Source organism: Klebsiella electrica (assembly GCF_006711645.1).
Lineage (GTDB): Bacteria > Pseudomonadota > Gammaproteobacteria > Enterobacterales > Enterobacteriaceae > Klebsiella > Klebsiella electrica.
Window position 1 is genome coordinate 1,176,450 of the sequence record NZ_CP041247.1, and the last position, 16,410, is coordinate 1,192,859.

The following is a 16,410-nucleotide window of genomic DNA, read 5'->3' on the forward strand; positions in this document are numbered from 1 at the left end:
AGGAAAAGTATGACTACCTGCACCTCGCGCGCGGCATGGCTGAACCTGCTGCGACGCCTCCATTTTTATATTGGTCTGTTTGTCGGGCCGTTTATCTTCGTGGCGGCCCTCACCGGGACGCTGTACGTGGCCACTCCGCAGCTGGAGAACTGGCTCTATCAGGATGCTCTGCATGGTTCGCTGAACGGCGAACGTCAGCCGCTTAGCGCCCAGCTGGCGGTTGCGGAAGAGACGACTCAGGGGAATCTTCGTTTACAGGCGCTGCGCCCGGCCATTAAGGCCGGGGAGACCACGCGGGTGATGTTTGCCGATCCGCTGTTGGGCGTGTCTGAGTCCCGGGCTATCTTTATCGACCCGGTAACGCTGAAGGTGAAGGGCGATATGACGGTCTATGGAACCAGCGGAATTCTACCGCTACGCCAGTGGATCGATTACGCCCATAGATCGTTGCTGCTTGGGGATAGCGGCCGGCTCTATAGCGAGCTGGCGGCATCCTGGATGTGGGTTGCGGCACTCGGTGGCATTGTCCTTTGGGCGATGACTCGTCCCCGTAAGCGGATAAATAACCGTATGCAGAATAGCCGTCGCCTGCATGTTTCTCTGGGCTGGGCGCTACTGGCCGGTATGCTGCTCTTCTCCGCCACCGGGCTGACCTGGTCGCAGTGGGCCGGTGGCAATGTGGATAAAATGCGCGCGGCATTCGGCTGGTTGACGCCGCAGGTGAATACGCAACTGCATAGCGCCATGCCGATGCCGCATGATCCGCATGCCGGACATCACATGGCGCATAGGGCAGATGCGGCGCCGGCGCCGAAAGGCGAACAGTTTGATCGGATGCTGACGATTGCGCGGGCGGCGGGGCTCGATGCCAGCAAGCTGGAAATCCGCCCTCCGGCAGCGGCGGGGCGGGCGTGGACGGTCAATGAGATTGACCGAAGCTGGCCTACGCAGGTAGACGCCATAGCGGTGGATGGGGAGAGCATGCAGGTTGTCGATCGCACCCGCTTTGCCAGTTTCCCGCTCATGGCGAAGCTGACCCGCTGGGGCATCGATTTCCATATGGGGATTCTGTTTGGTCTTGCCAATCAACTGCTGCTGATCGCGTTTGGGATCGCGCTGTGCGTGATGATTGTGGTGGGATATCGCCTGTGGTGGATCCGCCGCCCGGCGCATGCGGCGTTTAATCCGGCGAATACCCTGATTCAGGCCTGGTTCAACCTCGGATGGCCTGCCCGCGCGCTCACGCTGGCGATAGCAGTCATGTTGGGGCTGGCGCTACCGTTAATGGGCGCCAGCCTCGCGGCAGGACTGGTCGTTGACTCTCTGCGCTGGCGGGCGGCAACGGCCGCCATGCTCGCGAAGTCGGCCGACTAAGTGCCTACGGCGTGCTGATGACTACCGTGACGCGGCGGTTTTCAGCACGTCCTTTCGCCGTATCGTTGCTGGCAATAGGATATTTTTTACCTAACCCGCGGGTGGTTAAATTGCTGCGCGGGATATTGGCTCCCTTCGCCCAGGCATCCGCGACGATGTCGGCGCGTTTAAGCGACAGCGTTTCGTTATAGCTGTTTTCACCGTAGTTATCGGTGTGCCCATCTAACCGCGCGTGCGTAATCCCGGTAGACGCCAGGCGAGAGGCCATTTTCTGGATTTGCGCCAGACTATCGCTGCGCAGATGGTAGTCGTTTTTATCAAACAGGATGCTGTCGGACAAACCCAGAGACCAGTCGCCATCGCTTTGCGTAAAGCCGTAAGACTGCATGGCGGCAACCTGTTCCTGAGAGAATTTTCCTTGCGGGGCCCGGCAGCCGGTGAGTAAAACCGCGGCCATCAGCGCGGGAGTAAAATATTTCCTGATCATGGTTGTTCCTTTTATTTTTGTCCTTGCGCAAGACGCCGGTGTTTCATCCGATACATATTTTGATCGGCGAACTCCTGCAGGTTCTCCGCGCACGCGTGTTCCCAGGCCAGCGCGTAGCCGATGCTGAGTGACAGGGTCGTAGTGTGGCCGTTATGCAGATTAAACGGCTTGAGAAACTGGCCGGATAACGATACGCAGAGCGCCTTCACTTCCGCCTCTGAGTGAACGTCACGTAGCAAGATTGCGAATTCGTCACCGCCTAAACGCCAGGCCTGATGGCGCTTGCTGGCAAAACTCATCAGCCGGCTGGCGACTTCGATGAGGACCTTGTCGCCCGTCGCATGACCCCAGTTATCATTAATCAGCTTAAAATTATCGCCATCAAGAAAGAGTAGCGCCGAACTGCGTCTGGCGGTCTCATCTTTCATTAATGTACTGATAACGTTGCGAAACGCAGCGCGATTGGCCAGCCCGGTGAGAGGATCGTGCAACGAGGTGCGTAACAGCTGGGCATTTTTAGCCTGTAGCTGCTGCTGCCAGTCCTCCATTTCACCCAACAGGCTATTAAAGTCCTGGGCAAACAGATGGAACTCCTCGATACGCTCTTCAGGGACCCGGCGGGAGAAGTGGCGGTTTTCCCGGATATCATGGACCACCTCGGTAATGCTTTGTAAGGCGGCGACGATACCGTGGTGCAGAGAATGCGTCAGCAATAAGGCGATGAATGAGGCCAGCAGAATACTGCCGGTTAACACGATAATGGATATGCCGAGGAAGTGGCTTATCAGGCTGTCCAGCGCCGTCAGCCGAAGTTCGCCGATGACCTTCCCCTGATGCCAGATTGGCTGGGTTGTGGGTTCGGGAAACAGCCATTGGCTGATGATGCCGCTGAGTTTTTCCTGCCGAACCAGGTCCGTATTACGCCAGACGGCAAAGTGATTTTGCTGGCTATCCAGTACCAGCGCTTCTGAGAACTGCCCCTGCTTTCCGAGCGTGGCCAGCGTCTCTTCTGCCGCGGCGCTATCAGCGAAAACCAGCGCCGCTTCAAGACTACGGCTCATTGTGGCGGCCGTCAGCGCCTGATTCTTCTGCGCATACTGTTTCAAGGTAAAGACTGATGCGGTACTCAGCAATAGCCAGACCAGGGTCATAGAGATAACAACGCTTATCACACTGATGCGGCGTAGTGCTCGTTTAAAAGTGGGGCGCGGAGCCTGAGAGAAATCCTTATTCATGCGCGTTATTCCGGGCAAGCATCAGTACGTCTGGACTAACCCGCACACCGCTGTGTGTCAGGACATCCAGATTCACGGAGAATCTGACCCTTTTGTCATTTATGATCAGGCAAAAAGCACTGCCGATTGCACACTCGCTATTTTGTTCTGCAATGAGTAACAGGGGACGCGATGGGTATTCCGCCGTGAGCTTCGCCTGTTGAGAGGGCGACTCGCTGCCAAAATAAAATCCATCGCAGACCGTGTTCAGCGCTTCTTCTGTATTACGCACAATGACCGGTTTGTACGGTAAAGTCTCAGGTTGTTCCTGAGCCAGGCTGTAGGTATAACGCGAGGTAGAAAAAATACACAACCTGGGCGGGCCAGATAATGCTGGCCAGCGGGTATAGGTGACGATACCCGAAACAATAGCCCGGACATTTTTAGGCGCGTCTGCGGCAAAAGCGGGATAGCCCACGATAAATAACAAAAAAATAAAAAAAAGACGGTAAAGCTCTTTCATTAACGGATCCGTCAGGTTCGTCGGGGTGCATGAATTGCAATCGCTGATGCCCGGCGCAGGATACCATTGTTGCTGGGGAGCGTCATTAATCGCCACCTTCGATTTGTGATAATTCTGGCCAGGATTATTCGTAAACCAGGATGGGTGAAAGGTGAGTTTTAGCATGGGGAAATATCGAGTTGTACTGATAACTTTACACATATAGCGAAATAAAGGGCCATTTAATTTGCTGGTGTAAATTAAAATTTACGGATTATGGATTGAAATCTTTACTTTGTGTGGTATCGTTACGGCACTCCTCGCTGAGGAACCGACTATCGCAAACGAGCTACACAGGATCGCAATCATGCAAAAAGACGCGCTGAATAACGTACATATTACCGACGAACAGGTTCTGATCACGCCGGATCAACTGAAAGCTGAATTCCCGCTGAGCCTCGAACAAGAAGCGCAAATTGCGCAGTCCCGTCAGACGATATCTGACATTATTGCCGGCCGCGATCCGCGTCTGCTGGTGGTGTGCGGACCTTGCTCGATTCACGATCCAGAGGCGGCAATTGAATATGCTCATCGTTTTAAAGCACTTGCCGAAGAGGTCAGCGATAGCCTCTACCTGGTCATGCGCGTCTATTTTGAAAAACCCCGTACTACCGTGGGCTGGAAAGGGTTGATTAACGATCCGCATATGGATGGCTCGTTTGATGTTGAAGGCGGCTTGAAGATTGCACGTCGCTTGCTGGTAGAGCTGGTGAATATGGGATTACCGCTGGCGACAGAAGCTCTGGATCCAAACAGCCCGCAGTACCTCGGCGATCTGTTTAGCTGGTCGGCTATCGGCGCGCGCACCACCGAATCTCAGACTCACCGTGAAATGGCTTCAGGTCTGTCAATGCCGGTTGGTTTTAAAAATGGTACCGACGGTAGCCTGTCAACGGCCATTAACGCGATGCGCGCCGCGGCGATGCCGCACCGCTTCGTCGGGATTAACCAGGCCGGCCAGGTTTGCCTGCTGCAAACCCAGGGCAATCCGAACGGCCACGTTATTCTGCGCGGCGGTAAAGCCCCTAACTACGGTCCGGAAGATGTCGAAAAATGTGAAAAAGAGATGGCTCAGGCGGGACTGAAACCGTCGCTGATGGTAGATTGCAGTCATGGGAATTCTAATAAAGACTACCGCCGCCAGCCTGCGGTTGCGGAATCCGTCGTCGCACAGATTAAAGATGGTAATCGTTCCATCATTGGTCTGATGATCGAAAGTAATATCCACGAAGGTAATCAGTCTTCTGAGCAGCCGCGTTGTGATATGAAATACGGCGTGTCCGTCACCGATGCCTGCATCAGCTGGGAAACGACTGATGCACTGCTCCGCGAACTGGATCAAGATCTGCGCGGTCATCTGGCGGCTCGTCTGGGGTAAGAGGATAGTATGGTTGCTGAACTGACCGCGTTACGCGATCAAATTGATGAAGTCGATAAGGCGCTGCTGGGGCTACTGGCTAAGCGCCTGGAGCTGGTCGCTGAAGTCGGAGAGGTCAAAAGCCAGTATGGGCTGCCGATTTACGTCCCGGAGCGGGAAGCTGCGATGCTGGCTTCCCGGCGCGAAGAGGCGTCGGCGCTGGGTGTTCCGCCCGATCTTATCGAAGACGTGCTGCGTCGCGTCATGCGCGAGTCATATTCCAGCGAGAATGATAAAGGCTTCAAAACGCTGTGTCCGAATCTGCGCCCGGTGGTGATTGTCGGCGGCGGCGGGCAGATGGGGCGCCTGTTTGAGAAAATGCTGACGCTTTCAGGCTACCAGGTACGTATCCTGGAGAAAGACGACTGGGCGCGGGCTGCGGACATTGTTGCCGATGCCGGAATGGTCATCGTCAGCGTGCCTATTCATGCGACGGTCGATACAATTGGTCAGTTGCCGCCGTTACCGGCAGACTGCATCCTGGTCGATCTGGCGTCGGTGAAAGCGGAACCTTTACAGGCGATGCTGGCCGCGCACCGTGGTCCGGTACTGGGTCTGCACCCGATGTTCGGGCCCGATAGCGGCAGCCTGGCGAAGCAGGTGGTGGTTTACTGCGATGGTCGTCAGCCGGAGGCGTATCAGTGGTTCCTTGAGCAGATTCAGGTCTGGGGCGCGCGTCTGCACCGTATCAGCGCCGTTGAACATGACCAGAATATGGCTTTTATTCAGGCGCTACGTCACTTTGCAACCTTTGCTTACGGCCTGCATCTGGCGGAAGAAAACGTTCGCCTGGAACAGCTGTTGGCGCTGTCCTCACCGATTTACCGCCTTGAGCTGGCGATGGTTGGCCGCCTGTTTGCGCAGGATCCGCAGCTGTATGCGGATATTATTATGTCGTCGGAAAACAATCTGGCGCTGATTAAACGCTACTACCAGCGCTTTGGTGAAGCGATTGGCCTGTTGGAGCAGGGGGATAAACAGGCGTTTATCGACAGCTTCCGTAAAGTGGAGCACTGGTTTGGCGATTATGCCCAGCGCTTCCAGAGCGAAAGTCGGACGCTGCTGCGTCAGGCAAATGATAACCGGCAGTAACGGAAAAGCGTATATAATCAAAGCCAGAGGGGAAACCCGCTGGCTTTTTTTATAGGGATGAAAACGATGGCTGAACCACAACCGCTGTTTGATTACGCAGGGCATCTGCCGGAATGTCCGACCTGGAGTGAAGCCGAGCAGGCGCTCTACTGGGCCGATATTCTGGAGTGTGAAATTCACCGTTACGACATCCGCAGCGGCGAACATCAGGTTCTGCAGTTTCCCGAAGAAGTGGGTTGCTTTGCCCTGCGTGAGAAAGGGGGCTTCATTGTGGCGTTACGCAGCGCTATCTGGCTTACCGATGCCCACGGCCTGCTGCGGCGTAAAATTTGTGATAATCCGGGCAATCCTCAGCTGGCACGCTTTAACGATGGCGGCACCGATCGCGACGGGCGTTTTTATGCCGGTACATTCTGGGGGCCGGGCGATTATAACGGCGCGCTGTTAATGCGTATCAACCACGATCTGACGCCTCGGGTGATTCAGTGCGATATCCATGGCGCCAACGGTCTGGCCTTTAGCGCCGACAGGCGTTGGATGTACACCTCGGATACGCCAAATGCCGTTATCTACCGCACTCCGCTGGATGAGCAGGGCGAACCCGGCAAACGCGAAGTTTTTCGTCGGTTTCAGCCTGGGGAAGGCATCCCTGACGGGGCGGCCGTGGATGAAGAGGGTTGCTACTGGAGTGCGATGTTTGATGGCTGGCGTATCGCCCGTTTTTCACCGACCGGTGAACAGCTGGAAGAGTACCGATTGCCGGTGCGCTGCCCGACAATGGTCTGTTTTGGCGCAGAGGATATGCGTACGTTGTACATCACGACCACGCGGGAAAATATGTCTGCCGACGAAGTCCGGCAATATCCGCTTTCCGGCGCGATCTTCACCCTGCCGGTGGCGGTGGCAGGGATGAAGAAACCCGTATTTACAGAGCGTTAGATAGGGTCGACCGGCACGACGTTTTCGCCTGGGTAGCAACCCAGAACCTTCATGGAACGAGTAATCTCGGCCAGTTCTTTTAATGCCTTACGCATCGGCATTGAGTCCAGGTTGGCCTGGATATCCAGATAAAACATCTCTTCCCACGGATTGCCGTGAATCGGACGAGATTCCAGCTTGGTCATGATCAGGTTGTGATTGCGCAGCACCAGCAGCGCTTCAACCAGCGCACCAGCCTGCTGGCCGGTTGCCATGAGCAGTGTGGTTTTGGCCGGTACCTGATCGGAAACATTCACCGCTTTACGTGCCAGCACCAGGAAACGGGTGATGTTTTGCGTCTGATTTGCCTGGCAATGTTCAAGAACCTGCAGGCCATACAGCGCGCCACCGGCTTCGCTACCCAGCGCGGCAACGCCCGGCGAGTTCGCCTGCGCCACTTTTTCCATTGCCGCAGAGGTACTTTCCGTGTATTCGATTTTCCAGTGCGGATAACGGCTCAGGTACTGGCTGCACTGCTGGAACGGCTGAGGGTGACTGTATACGGTCTGAATGTGCTGCGGATCGGTTGAAGCCGAGACCAGAACGCAGTGATCGATTGGGATCGTGAGTTCACCGACGATCGACAGGCTGGTATGTTGCAACAGATCGTAGACATCGTTGATGCCACCGGAGCTGGTATTTTCGATAGGAACGACCGCGTAGTCGGCCTGACCGGTTTCCACCTGGTTAAAGATATCGGCAAATTTCGCGCAGCCGCTCTCAATAAACTGTTCGAAATGGCGCGCCGCGTACTGGCGTGCGGCCAGATGTGAATATGACCCTTTTGGTCCCAGGAAAGCCACGCGCGCTGAATGCGGATTGATTTTATTCAGATGCTGTTGCAGCAGCGTTTGCTGGGTGAGAACGGAATCCTCGATGATCAGCTGAAACAGGCGGGTGATGTAGTGGGCATCCAGATGGTGGTTTTTCCCCAGCGTAATCAGGCGCTCCAGTAGATCGCGCTCGCGGTCGATATCACGAACCGGACGGTGCGATGCCAGCTTTGCTTTACCGACCTCTACAGCCAGTCCGCGGCGTTCCGCCAGCAGCGCGAGCAGTTTTTCATCCAGAGCGCTGATCTTATCGCGCAGAGCCAGTAACGGGTTTTCCTCGGTCATATGTGTTGCCTTTCTTGTTATTGATTTATCAATAAAAAAGGCCTCCCTTTTGGGAGGCCTTGTTGTTCGTCTTCGCATTCTTTATCACACGACGAATCGCCTCCCGTTCAGGGGAAGGTAAAAAAGAATGCGAAGAAGAACGCTAGTCGTTTCACAATGAATTCCTTTGCTCAGTTGAGATTACAGTACCCGTACTGTTTTCATCCTGTCAATAAAAAACGCGCCCGAAGGCGCGTGGCGTTACACAATATTAAGTTAAGGATTACTCTTCTTCTTCCACAAAGCCTGCCTCTTTCACCGATGTTGCGGCGCGGCGGGCTTCCCCTTTGTGTTGCACTTTATTCAGCTGCCGTTCCAGCTTGTTGATCAATTCGTTGATAGCGACGTACATATCTTCATTTCTTCCGCTGGCGACCAGATGCCCGTTTGGCGTATTGATGGTTGCGTCAGCGACAAAACCCTGCGGCTCTTTAGACAGAATGATGTGCGGGTTGATTAAGTGGGTTTGCCATTTATCCAGTTTAGCGAGACGGTCTGCGACATGCTGGCGAATTGCCGGAGTAATTTCCATTTGTTTACTGGTAATGTTCATTGTCATAAATTTTACCTCTTGTCTTTCCCGTCTTGGTGAACTCAGCATACCTCTCCTAATGTCAAGATGTGTGATGGAGATCACATTTTAATGTCGCTTTTTGTCAACGAATTCATTTTGTGAGGCAGGGCAGGAACAGGTGAGATTTTTCTTGTCGGAAAGGGGAAAGAGAGTCATATTTGATAGGATACCCCGGCGCTAAAACGCTTCAGCTCTGGGGGCTTAACCATAAAAAACGGCAGCTCGCGGCTGCCGTTTTGCTTATCTGAAAAACACTCAGGTGTTTTTACTGTTCGCGGCGATAATTTTCGCCACCTTGTCTGCCTGAGCGTTCATTTGCATCTGACGGTAGGCGTTTTCCATTTTCGGTAGCGCATCGCGAGTCGCCTGGGTATCCGGGTAGCTGCGCAGCATACCATCGACACGGTTCACGACGGCAACCCATGCGCCGCGGTCGGTGTAGTAATCAACGACCGACAGCTCGTACTTAGCCAGGCGATCCTTCAGGAACACCATACGTTTGTAGGCGTCGGTCGCATACTGGCTGTTTGGGTAGCCACGTACCAGTTTGGAGAAGTCGTTAAAGGCATCGCGAGCGTGCTGCGGGTCGCGGTCGGAGCGATCGACCCCGAAGAATCCTTGCAGCGCACTGTCATCCAACGCCATATTTGTCAGGCCACGCATATAAATGACGTAATCAATGTTAGGATGCGTAGGGTTCAGACGAACGAAGCGGTCGATGGCTGCCTGAGCCAGCGGCAGATCGGCATTTTTGTAATACGCATAAATCAGGTCCAGCTGTACCTGTTGGGAATAAGGACCGAACGGGTAGCGGTTATCCAACGCTTCCAGTTGCGTTATTGCCTGTTTCCAGTTACCGTCCTGCAGCTTTTGCTGTGCGGTCGCATAGATTTCATTCGGCGGATTATCAGGCACCTCTTCCTTTGAGCCGGAGCAACCCACCAAAGCCAGGCTCAGTGTGGCCGCTGCCACCAGGTATTTCATGCGCGTCATGACGTTTTGACTTCCTCAAAATGTTTATGCGGGAGAATCTCTGTTCCTGCTCCCGATTAAGACCAGCTACAATAGCACACTATATTAAACGGCAAAGCCGTAAAACCCAACGTTAAACGAAGAAGCTGTATATGGCACAACGAGTACAACTCACCGCAACGGTGTCCGAAAATCAACTCGGTCAACGCTTAGATCAGGCTTTGGCCGAAATGTTCCCGGATTATTCGCGTTCGCGTATAAAAGAATGGATCCTTGACCAGCGAGTGCTGGTAAATGGCGCTGTCAGCGACAAGCCGAAAGAAAAAGTGTTAGGGGGAGAGAGCGTCTCCATCGATGTTGAAATCGAAGAAGACGTACGCTTCGAGCCGCAGGATATTCCGCTCAATATCGTCTACGAAGATGATGACATCCTCGTGATTAATAAACCGCGCGATCTGGTTGTTCACCCAGGCGCGGGCAACCCCGACGGTACTGTGCTGAATGCGCTGCTGCACTATTATCCGCCGATTGCCGACGTGCCGCGCGCGGGTATTGTTCACCGTCTGGATAAAGATACGACCGGTCTGATGGTCGTAGCGAAAACCATCCCGGCGCAAACTCGTCTGGTGGAATCGCTGCAGCTGCGTGAAATCACCCGTGAGTATGAAGCGGTGGCCATTGGTCACATGACATCGGGCGGGACGGTAGAAGAACCTATCAGCCGTCACCCGACGAAACGCACGCATATGGCGGTGCACCCGATGGGGAAACCGGCGGTCACGCATTACCGTATTATGGAGCACTTCCGTATTCACACGCGTCTGCGTCTGCGTCTGGAAACCGGCCGTACTCACCAGATTCGTGTGCATATGGCCCACATCACCCATCCGCTGGTGGGCGATCAGGTCTATGGCGGCCGCCCGCGTCCGCCGAAAGGTGCATCGGAAGCGTTTATCAGCGCGCTGCGTAAGTTTGACCGTCAGGCGCTGCACGCGACGATGTTACGTCTGTATCACCCGATCAGCGGCATAGAGATGGAATGGCATGCGCCGATTCCTCAGGATATGGTTGAGCTGATTGAGGCAATGCGTGCAGATTATGAAGATCACAAGGACGATATTGACTGGCTATGACTAAACTGATTGTACCGCAATGGCCTGTGCCGGAAGGCGTAGCTGCCTGTAGCTCCACACGTACTGGCGGCGTCAGTCAGCCTCCGTACGACTCGCTCAATCTGGGCGCCCATTGCGGAGACAATCTGCAGCACGTGGAAGAAAACCGTCGGCGGATGTTTGCCGCAGGCGGACTGCCGTCGTATCCGGTCTGGCTGGAGCAGGTTCATGGCACCGCGGTGCTGACGCTGGACGGCGGGCCATATGAGTCAAAACGGGCGGATGCGTCATACTGCAATACACCGGGCACGGTGTGTGCGGTGATGACGGCGGACTGTCTGCCGGTTCTTTTTTGTAATCGCGCAGGGACGGAAGTTGCCGCTGCGCATGCCGGCTGGCGCGGATTATGCGACGGGGTGCTGGAAGCAACGGTCGCATGTTTTGCCGATAAGCCGGAAAACATTCTCGCCTGGCTTGGCCCGGCGATCGGTCCCGAGGCTTTTGAGGTCGGTCCGGAAGTGCGGGATGCGTTTGTAGCAAAGGATGGGCAAGCGGAAGACGCTTTCCGCCCCGTCGGCGCGAAATATTTTGCTGATATCTATCGGCTGGCTCGTCAGCGCTTAGCCAATGTTGGCGTCACGCAGATCTTCGGCGGCGATCGCTGTACGCTAAGCGAAAAGGATGATTTTTTCTCTTATCGCCGCGATAGGATGACGGGTCGTATGGCGAGTTTTATCTGGTTGAGATAACCTGGCGAATCAAGACGGTCCAGAAGGCAAATTTATTTTTCGCATAGTTCAGGTCTTTAACCTTGAATAATTGAGGGATGACCTCATTTAATCTCCAGTAGCAAATTTGACCTGTTATGGGAGGAGTTATGCGTCTGGATCGTCTTACCAATAAATTCCAGCTTGCTCTTGCCGATGCCCAGTCGCTTGCACTCGGGCACGACAACCAATTCATCGAACCTCTTCATTTAATGAGCGCCTTGCTGAATCAGGAAGGGGGATCGGTACGTCCTTTATTAACCTCTGCTGGCATTAACGCCGGAGAGTTAAGCACCAGTATCACTCAGGCGCTGAGCCGTTTACCGCAGGTGGAAGGCACCGGTGGCGACGTACAGCCGTCTCAGGATTTAGTGCGTATTCTGAACCTTTGCGACAAGCTGGCGCAAAAGAGGAAGGACAATTTTATTTCGTCAGAACTGTTCGTTCTGGCGGCGCTTGAATCACGCGGTACGCTGACCGACCTTTTAAAATCCGCCGGAGCAACAACCGCCAACGTGACTCAGGCGATTGAACAAATGCGCGGAGGTGAAAGCGTGAACGATCAGGGTGCCGAAGACCAACGTCAGGCATTGAAGAAATTTACGGTCGATCTGACCGAGCGGGCAGAACAAGGCAAGCTGGATCCGGTTATTGGCCGTGACGAAGAGATTCGTCGTACGATCCAGGTTCTGCAGCGAAGGACTAAAAATAACCCGGTACTGATTGGTGAACCTGGTGTCGGTAAAACCGCCATCGTTGAAGGTCTGGCGCAGCGTATTGTCAACGGTGAAGTACCGGAAGGGCTGAAAGGTCGTCGGGTACTGGCGCTGGATATGGGCGCGCTGGTGGCCGGGGCGAAATATCGCGGCGAGTTCGAAGAGCGCCTGAAAGGGGTGCTGAACGATCTGGCGAAACAGGAAGGCAATGTCATCCTGTTTATCGACGAACTGCACACCATGGTAGGGGCGGGGAAAGCAGACGGCGCGATGGATGCCGGGAATATGCTCAAACCTGCTCTGGCGCGCGGAGAGTTGCACTGCGTCGGCGCAACGACGCTCGATGAGTATCGTCAGTATATTGAAAAAGATGCTGCGCTGGAGCGTCGTTTCCAGAAAGTGTTTGTGGCTGAGCCAAGCGTGGAAGATACCATCGCGATCCTGCGCGGGTTAAAAGAGCGTTATGAGCTGCACCACCATGTGCAGATCACTGACCCGGCGATCGTCGCAGCGGCAACCTTGTCGCATCGCTATATCGCTGACCGTCAGCTGCCGGATAAAGCTATTGACCTGATCGATGAAGCCGCATCCAGCATTCGTATGCAGATTGACTCGAAGCCGGAGGAGCTCGACCGACTCGACCGACGTATTATTCAGCTCAAGCTGGAACAGCAGGCGCTGAAGAAAGAAGCCGATGAGGCCAGTCTGAAACGTCTGGATATGTTGAATGAAGAGCTGGCAGATAAAGAGCGCCAGTATTCCGTTTTAGAAGAAGAGTGGAAGGCGGAGAAAGCCTCTCTTTCCGGTACGCAGACAATTAAAGCTGAGCTGGAGCAGGCCAAAATTGCGATTGAGCAGGCGCGTCGCGTCGGCGACCTCGCGCGGATGTCCGAGCTGCAGTACGGTAAAATCCCGGAACTGGAAAAACAGCTGGCGGCAGCCACCCAGTCGGAAGGCAAAACGATGCGTCTGCTGCGTAATAGGGTTACCGATGCGGAAATTGCCGAAGTGCTGGCCCGCTGGACCGGTATTCCGGTTGCGCGCATGATGGAAGGTGAGCGCGAAAAACTGCTGCGTATGGAGCAGGAGTTGCACAGTCGGGTGATTGGTCAGAACGAAGCGGTTGAAGCGGTATCCAACGCCATCCGCCGTAGCCGGGCCGGTCTGTCCGATCCTAACCGTCCAATCGGGTCGTTCCTGTTCCTCGGCCCAACCGGGGTCGGTAAAACGGAGCTGTGCAAAACGCTGGCGAACTTTATGTTTGATAGCGATGATGCCATGGTGCGTATCGATATGTCTGAGTTTATGGAGAAACACTCCGTATCGCGTCTGGTCGGTGCGCCTCCGGGATATGTCGGTTACGAAGAAGGTGGCTACCTGACTGAAGCCGTACGCCGTCGTCCTTACTCTGTCATCCTGCTGGATGAAGTGGAAAAGGCTCATCCGGATGTGTTTAACATTCTGTTGCAGGTACTGGATGACGGTCGTCTGACAGACGGGCAGGGGAGAACGGTTGATTTCCGTAATACGGTTGTGATTATGACCTCTAACCTTGGTTCGGATCTGATCCAGGAACGTTTCGGGGAACTGGATTACGGTCATATGAAGGATCTGGTGCTGGGTGTGGTTAGCCAGAGCTTCCGTCCGGAATTTATCAACCGTATTGATGAAGTCGTGGTCTTCCACCCGCTTGGTGAAAAACACATTGCTTCTATTGCTCAGATTCAACTGCAGCGTCTGTACAAACGTCTGGAAGAACGTGGCTACGAAGTTCACATGTCCGATGAGGCGCTGAAGTTGCTGAGTGCGAATGGTTACGATCCGGTGTATGGCGCTCGTCCGTTAAAACGCGCTATCCAGCAGCAGATTGAAAACCCGCTGGCGCAGCAAATCCTTTCCGGCGAGCTGATCCCTGGCAAAGAAGTTCAGCTGGTGGTTAAAAACGACCATATAGTGGCAGTGCAGTAAATCACAAAATGACAAAAACGGGCCCTTCGGGCTCGTTTTTGTTTAAAAACCAGGCAAGAATTAAAGTCTGGATGCGCGGTTGATTAATAAATGAGCGAATGAATCATTTATTTGAATTTAAACTTGCCACATCAGAATTACCGCCTATAATGCGCCTCCACTGACACGGAACAACGGCAGACAAGCCGCCGGGTCAGCAGGGTTTCTGCGGAAATCCTGCCAGAGAAAAGCAAAAATAAATGCTTGACTCTGAATGAGGAAAGCGTAATATACGCCACCTCGCGACAGAGCGCTAAAGCGCGTCGCAACTGCTCTTTAACAATTTATCAGACAATCTGTGTGGGCACTCAAAGTGACATGGATTCTTAACGTCCTCGGACGAAAAATGAATACCAAGTCTCAAAGAGTGAACATACGTAATTCATTACGAAGTTTAATTCATGAGCATCAAACTTAAATTGAAGAGTTTGATCATGGCTCAGATTGAACGCTGGCGGCAGGCCTAACACATGCAAGTCGAACGGTAGCACAGAGAGCTTGCTCTCGGGTGACGAGTGGCGGACGGGTGAGTAATGTCTGGGAAACTGCCTGATGGAGGGGGATAACTACTGGAAACGGTAGCTAATACCGCATAACGTCGCAAGACCAAAGTGGGGGACCTTAGGGCCTCATGCCATCAGATGTGCCCAGATGGGATTAGCTAGTAGGTGGGGTAACGGCTCACCTAGGCGACGATCCCTAGCTGGTCTGAGAGGATGACCAGCCACACTGGAACTGAGACACGGTCCAGACTCCTACGGGAGGCAGCAGTGGGGAATATTGCACAATGGGCGCAAGCCTGATGCAGCCATGCCGCGTGTATGAAGAAGGCCTTCGGGTTGTAAAGTACTTTCAGCGAGGAGGAAGGCGTTAAGGTTAATAACCTTAGCGATTGACGTTACTCGCAGAAGAAGCACCGGCTAACTCCGTGCCAGCAGCCGCGGTAATACGGAGGGTGCAAGCGTTAATCGGAATTACTGGGCGTAAAGCGCACGCAGGCGGTCTGTTAAGTCAGATGTGAAATCCCCGGGCTCAACCTGGGAACTGCATTTGAAACTGGCAGGCTTGAGTCTTGTAGAGGGGGGTAGAATTCCAGGTGTAGCGGTGAAATGCGTAGAGATCTGGAGGAATACCGGTGGCGAAGGCGGCCCCCTGGACAAAGACTGACGCTCAGGTGCGAAAGCGTGGGGAGCAAACAGGATTAGATACCCTGGTAGTCCACGCTGTAAACGATGTCGACTTGGAGGTTGTTCCCTTGAGGAGTGGCTTCCGGAGCTAACGCGTTAAGTCGACCGCCTGGGGAGTACGGCCGCAAGGTTAAAACTCAAATGAATTGACGGGGGCCCGCACAAGCGGTGGAGCATGTGGTTTAATTCGATGCAACGCGAAGAACCTTACCTACTCTTGACATCCAGAGAACTTAGCAGAGATGCTTTGGTGCCTTCGGGAACTCTGAGACAGGTGCTGCATGGCTGTCGTCAGCTCGTGTTGTGAAATGTTGGGTTAAGTCCCGCAACGAGCGCAACCCTTATCCTTTGTTGCCAGCGATTTGGTCGGGAACTCAAAGGAGACTGCCAGTGATAAACTGGAGGAAGGTGGGGATGACGTCAAGTCATCATGGCCCTTACGAGTAGGGCTACACACGTGCTACAATGGCATATACAAAGAGAAGCGACCTCGCGAGAGCAAGCGGACCTCATAAAGTATGTCGTAGTCCGGATTGGAGTCTGCAACTCGACTCCATGAAGTCGGAATCGCTAGTAATCGTAGATCAGAATGCTACGGTGAATACGTTCCCGGGCCTTGTACACACCGCCCGTCACACCATGGGAGTGGGTTGCAAAAGAAGTAGGTAGCTTAACCTTCGGGAGGGCGCTTACCACTTTGTGATTCATGACTGGGGTGAAGTCGTAACAAGGTAACCGTAGGGGAACCTGCGGTTGGATCACCTCCTTACCTGAAAGAACCTGCCTTTGTAGTG

Annotated in this window: 14 protein-coding genes, 1 rRNA gene and 1 other annotated feature; of the genes, 8 read left to right on the forward strand and 7 right to left on the reverse strand. The window is 54.1% G+C overall.

Annotated features, from left to right (window positions below):
• Positions 1 to 9 precede the first annotated feature (9 nt).
• A complete protein-coding gene (locus Electrica_RS05725; protein ID WP_141963865.1) occupies positions 10 to 1,374 on the forward strand; it encodes a PepSY-associated TM helix domain-containing protein in 1,365 nt (454 codons plus the stop codon).
• Positions 1,375 to 1,378: 4 nt separating this feature from the next.
• Here the strand turns inward: Electrica_RS05725 and Electrica_RS05730 are convergent, their stop codons facing one another.
• The 3 genes from Electrica_RS05730 to Electrica_RS05740 are packed head-to-tail and all read right to left on the reverse strand — an operon-like array spanning position 1,379 to position 3,598.
• The gene (locus Electrica_RS05730) at positions 1,379 to 1,861 is read right to left on the reverse strand and encodes an OmpA family protein (protein ID WP_131048852.1); all 483 of its coding nucleotides are present in this window, start codon (positions 1,859 to 1,861) and stop codon (positions 1,379 to 1,381) included.
• Positions 1,862 to 1,872: 11 nt separating this feature from the next.
• Positions 1,873 to 3,096 (reverse strand): diguanylate cyclase DgcN, encoded by a 1,224-nt coding sequence (gene dgcN, locus Electrica_RS05735; RefSeq protein ID WP_131048851.1) that lies wholly within the window; start codon positions 3,094 to 3,096, stop codon positions 1,873 to 1,875.
• Entirely contained in the window at positions 3,089 to 3,598 is a 510-nt protein-coding gene (locus Electrica_RS05740; RefSeq protein ID WP_131048981.1) for a YfiR family protein, read from the reverse strand. The genes dgcN and Electrica_RS05740 overlap by 8 nt, the downstream gene beginning before the upstream one ends.
• Positions 3,599 to 3,944: 346 nt before the next feature.
• Between Electrica_RS05740 and aroF the strand changes: the two genes are divergently transcribed.
• From aroF to Electrica_RS05755, 3 genes are all read left to right on the forward strand, one after another.
• Complete coding sequence (aroF, locus tag Electrica_RS05745) at positions 3,945 to 5,015, forward strand: 3-deoxy-7-phosphoheptulonate synthase AroF (protein WP_004866527.1); 1,071 nt, start codon at positions 3,945 to 3,947, stop codon at positions 5,013 to 5,015.
• Positions 5,016 to 5,024: 9 nt separating this feature from the next.
• Positions 5,025 to 6,146, forward strand: a complete 1,122-nt coding sequence (tyrA, locus tag Electrica_RS05750) for a bifunctional chorismate mutase/prephenate dehydrogenase (protein ID WP_032696867.1) — start codon at positions 5,025 to 5,027, stop codon at positions 6,144 to 6,146.
• Between the two features lie 66 nt (positions 6,147 to 6,212).
• Positions 6,213 to 7,085 (forward strand): SMP-30/gluconolactonase/LRE family protein, encoded by an 873-nt coding sequence (locus Electrica_RS05755; protein ID WP_141963868.1) that lies wholly within the window; start codon positions 6,213 to 6,215, stop codon positions 7,083 to 7,085.
• On the opposite strand, the gene pheA is transcribed toward Electrica_RS05755, so the two are convergent.
• The 4 genes from pheA to bamD all read right to left on the reverse strand — a co-directional run bounded on the left by pheA (position 7,082) and on the right by bamD (position 9,848).
• Positions 7,082 to 8,242, reverse strand: a complete 1,161-nt coding sequence (gene pheA / locus Electrica_RS05760; RefSeq protein ID WP_141963870.1) for a bifunctional chorismate mutase/prephenate dehydratase — start codon at positions 8,240 to 8,242, stop codon at positions 7,082 to 7,084. The genes Electrica_RS05755 and pheA overlap by 4 nt on opposite strands.
• A 31-nt stretch (positions 8,243 to 8,273) precedes the next feature.
• Positions 8,274 to 8,398: a sequence feature (Phe leader region), on the reverse strand.
• On the reverse strand, positions 8,350 to 8,397 hold the full coding sequence (gene pheL / locus Electrica_RS28640) for a pheA operon leader peptide PheL (protein WP_193312497.1): 48 nt from the start codon (positions 8,395 to 8,397) through the stop codon (positions 8,350 to 8,352). Its footprint overlaps the feature before it by 48 nt.
• A gap of 106 nt (positions 8,399 to 8,504) precedes the next feature.
• Complete coding sequence (gene raiA, locus Electrica_RS05765; protein ID WP_100686415.1) at positions 8,505 to 8,840, reverse strand: ribosome-associated translation inhibitor RaiA; 336 nt, start codon at positions 8,838 to 8,840, stop codon at positions 8,505 to 8,507.
• Between the two features lie 270 nt (positions 8,841 to 9,110).
• A complete protein-coding gene (gene bamD / locus Electrica_RS05770) occupies positions 9,111 to 9,848 on the reverse strand; it encodes an outer membrane protein assembly factor BamD (protein WP_100686641.1) in 738 nt (245 codons plus the stop codon).
• Positions 9,849 to 9,979: 131 nt separating this feature from the next.
• On the opposite strand from bamD, the gene rluD reads away from it, so the two are divergent.
• The 4 genes from rluD to Electrica_RS05790 all read left to right on the forward strand — a co-directional run bounded on the left by rluD (position 9,980) and on the right by Electrica_RS05790 (position 16,385).
• The gene (gene rluD, locus Electrica_RS05775; RefSeq protein ID WP_100686642.1) at positions 9,980 to 10,960 is read left to right on the forward strand and encodes a 23S rRNA pseudouridine(1911/1915/1917) synthase RluD; all 981 of its coding nucleotides are present in this window, start codon (positions 9,980 to 9,982) and stop codon (positions 10,958 to 10,960) included.
• The gene (yfiH, locus tag Electrica_RS05780; protein WP_141963871.1) at positions 10,957 to 11,688 is read left to right on the forward strand and encodes a purine nucleoside phosphorylase YfiH; all 732 of its coding nucleotides are present in this window, start codon (positions 10,957 to 10,959) and stop codon (positions 11,686 to 11,688) included. The genes rluD and yfiH overlap by 4 nt, the downstream gene beginning before the upstream one ends.
• Before the next feature lie 128 nt (positions 11,689 to 11,816).
• Positions 11,817 to 14,390: an ATP-dependent chaperone ClpB gene (gene clpB, locus Electrica_RS05785; RefSeq protein WP_100686644.1), complete on the forward strand. Its 2,574-nt coding sequence runs from the start codon at positions 11,817 to 11,819 to the stop codon at positions 14,388 to 14,390.
• Between the two features lie 455 nt (positions 14,391 to 14,845).
• A 16S ribosomal RNA gene (locus Electrica_RS05790) occupies positions 14,846 to 16,385 on the forward strand.
• Positions 16,386 to 16,410 lie beyond the last annotated feature (25 nt).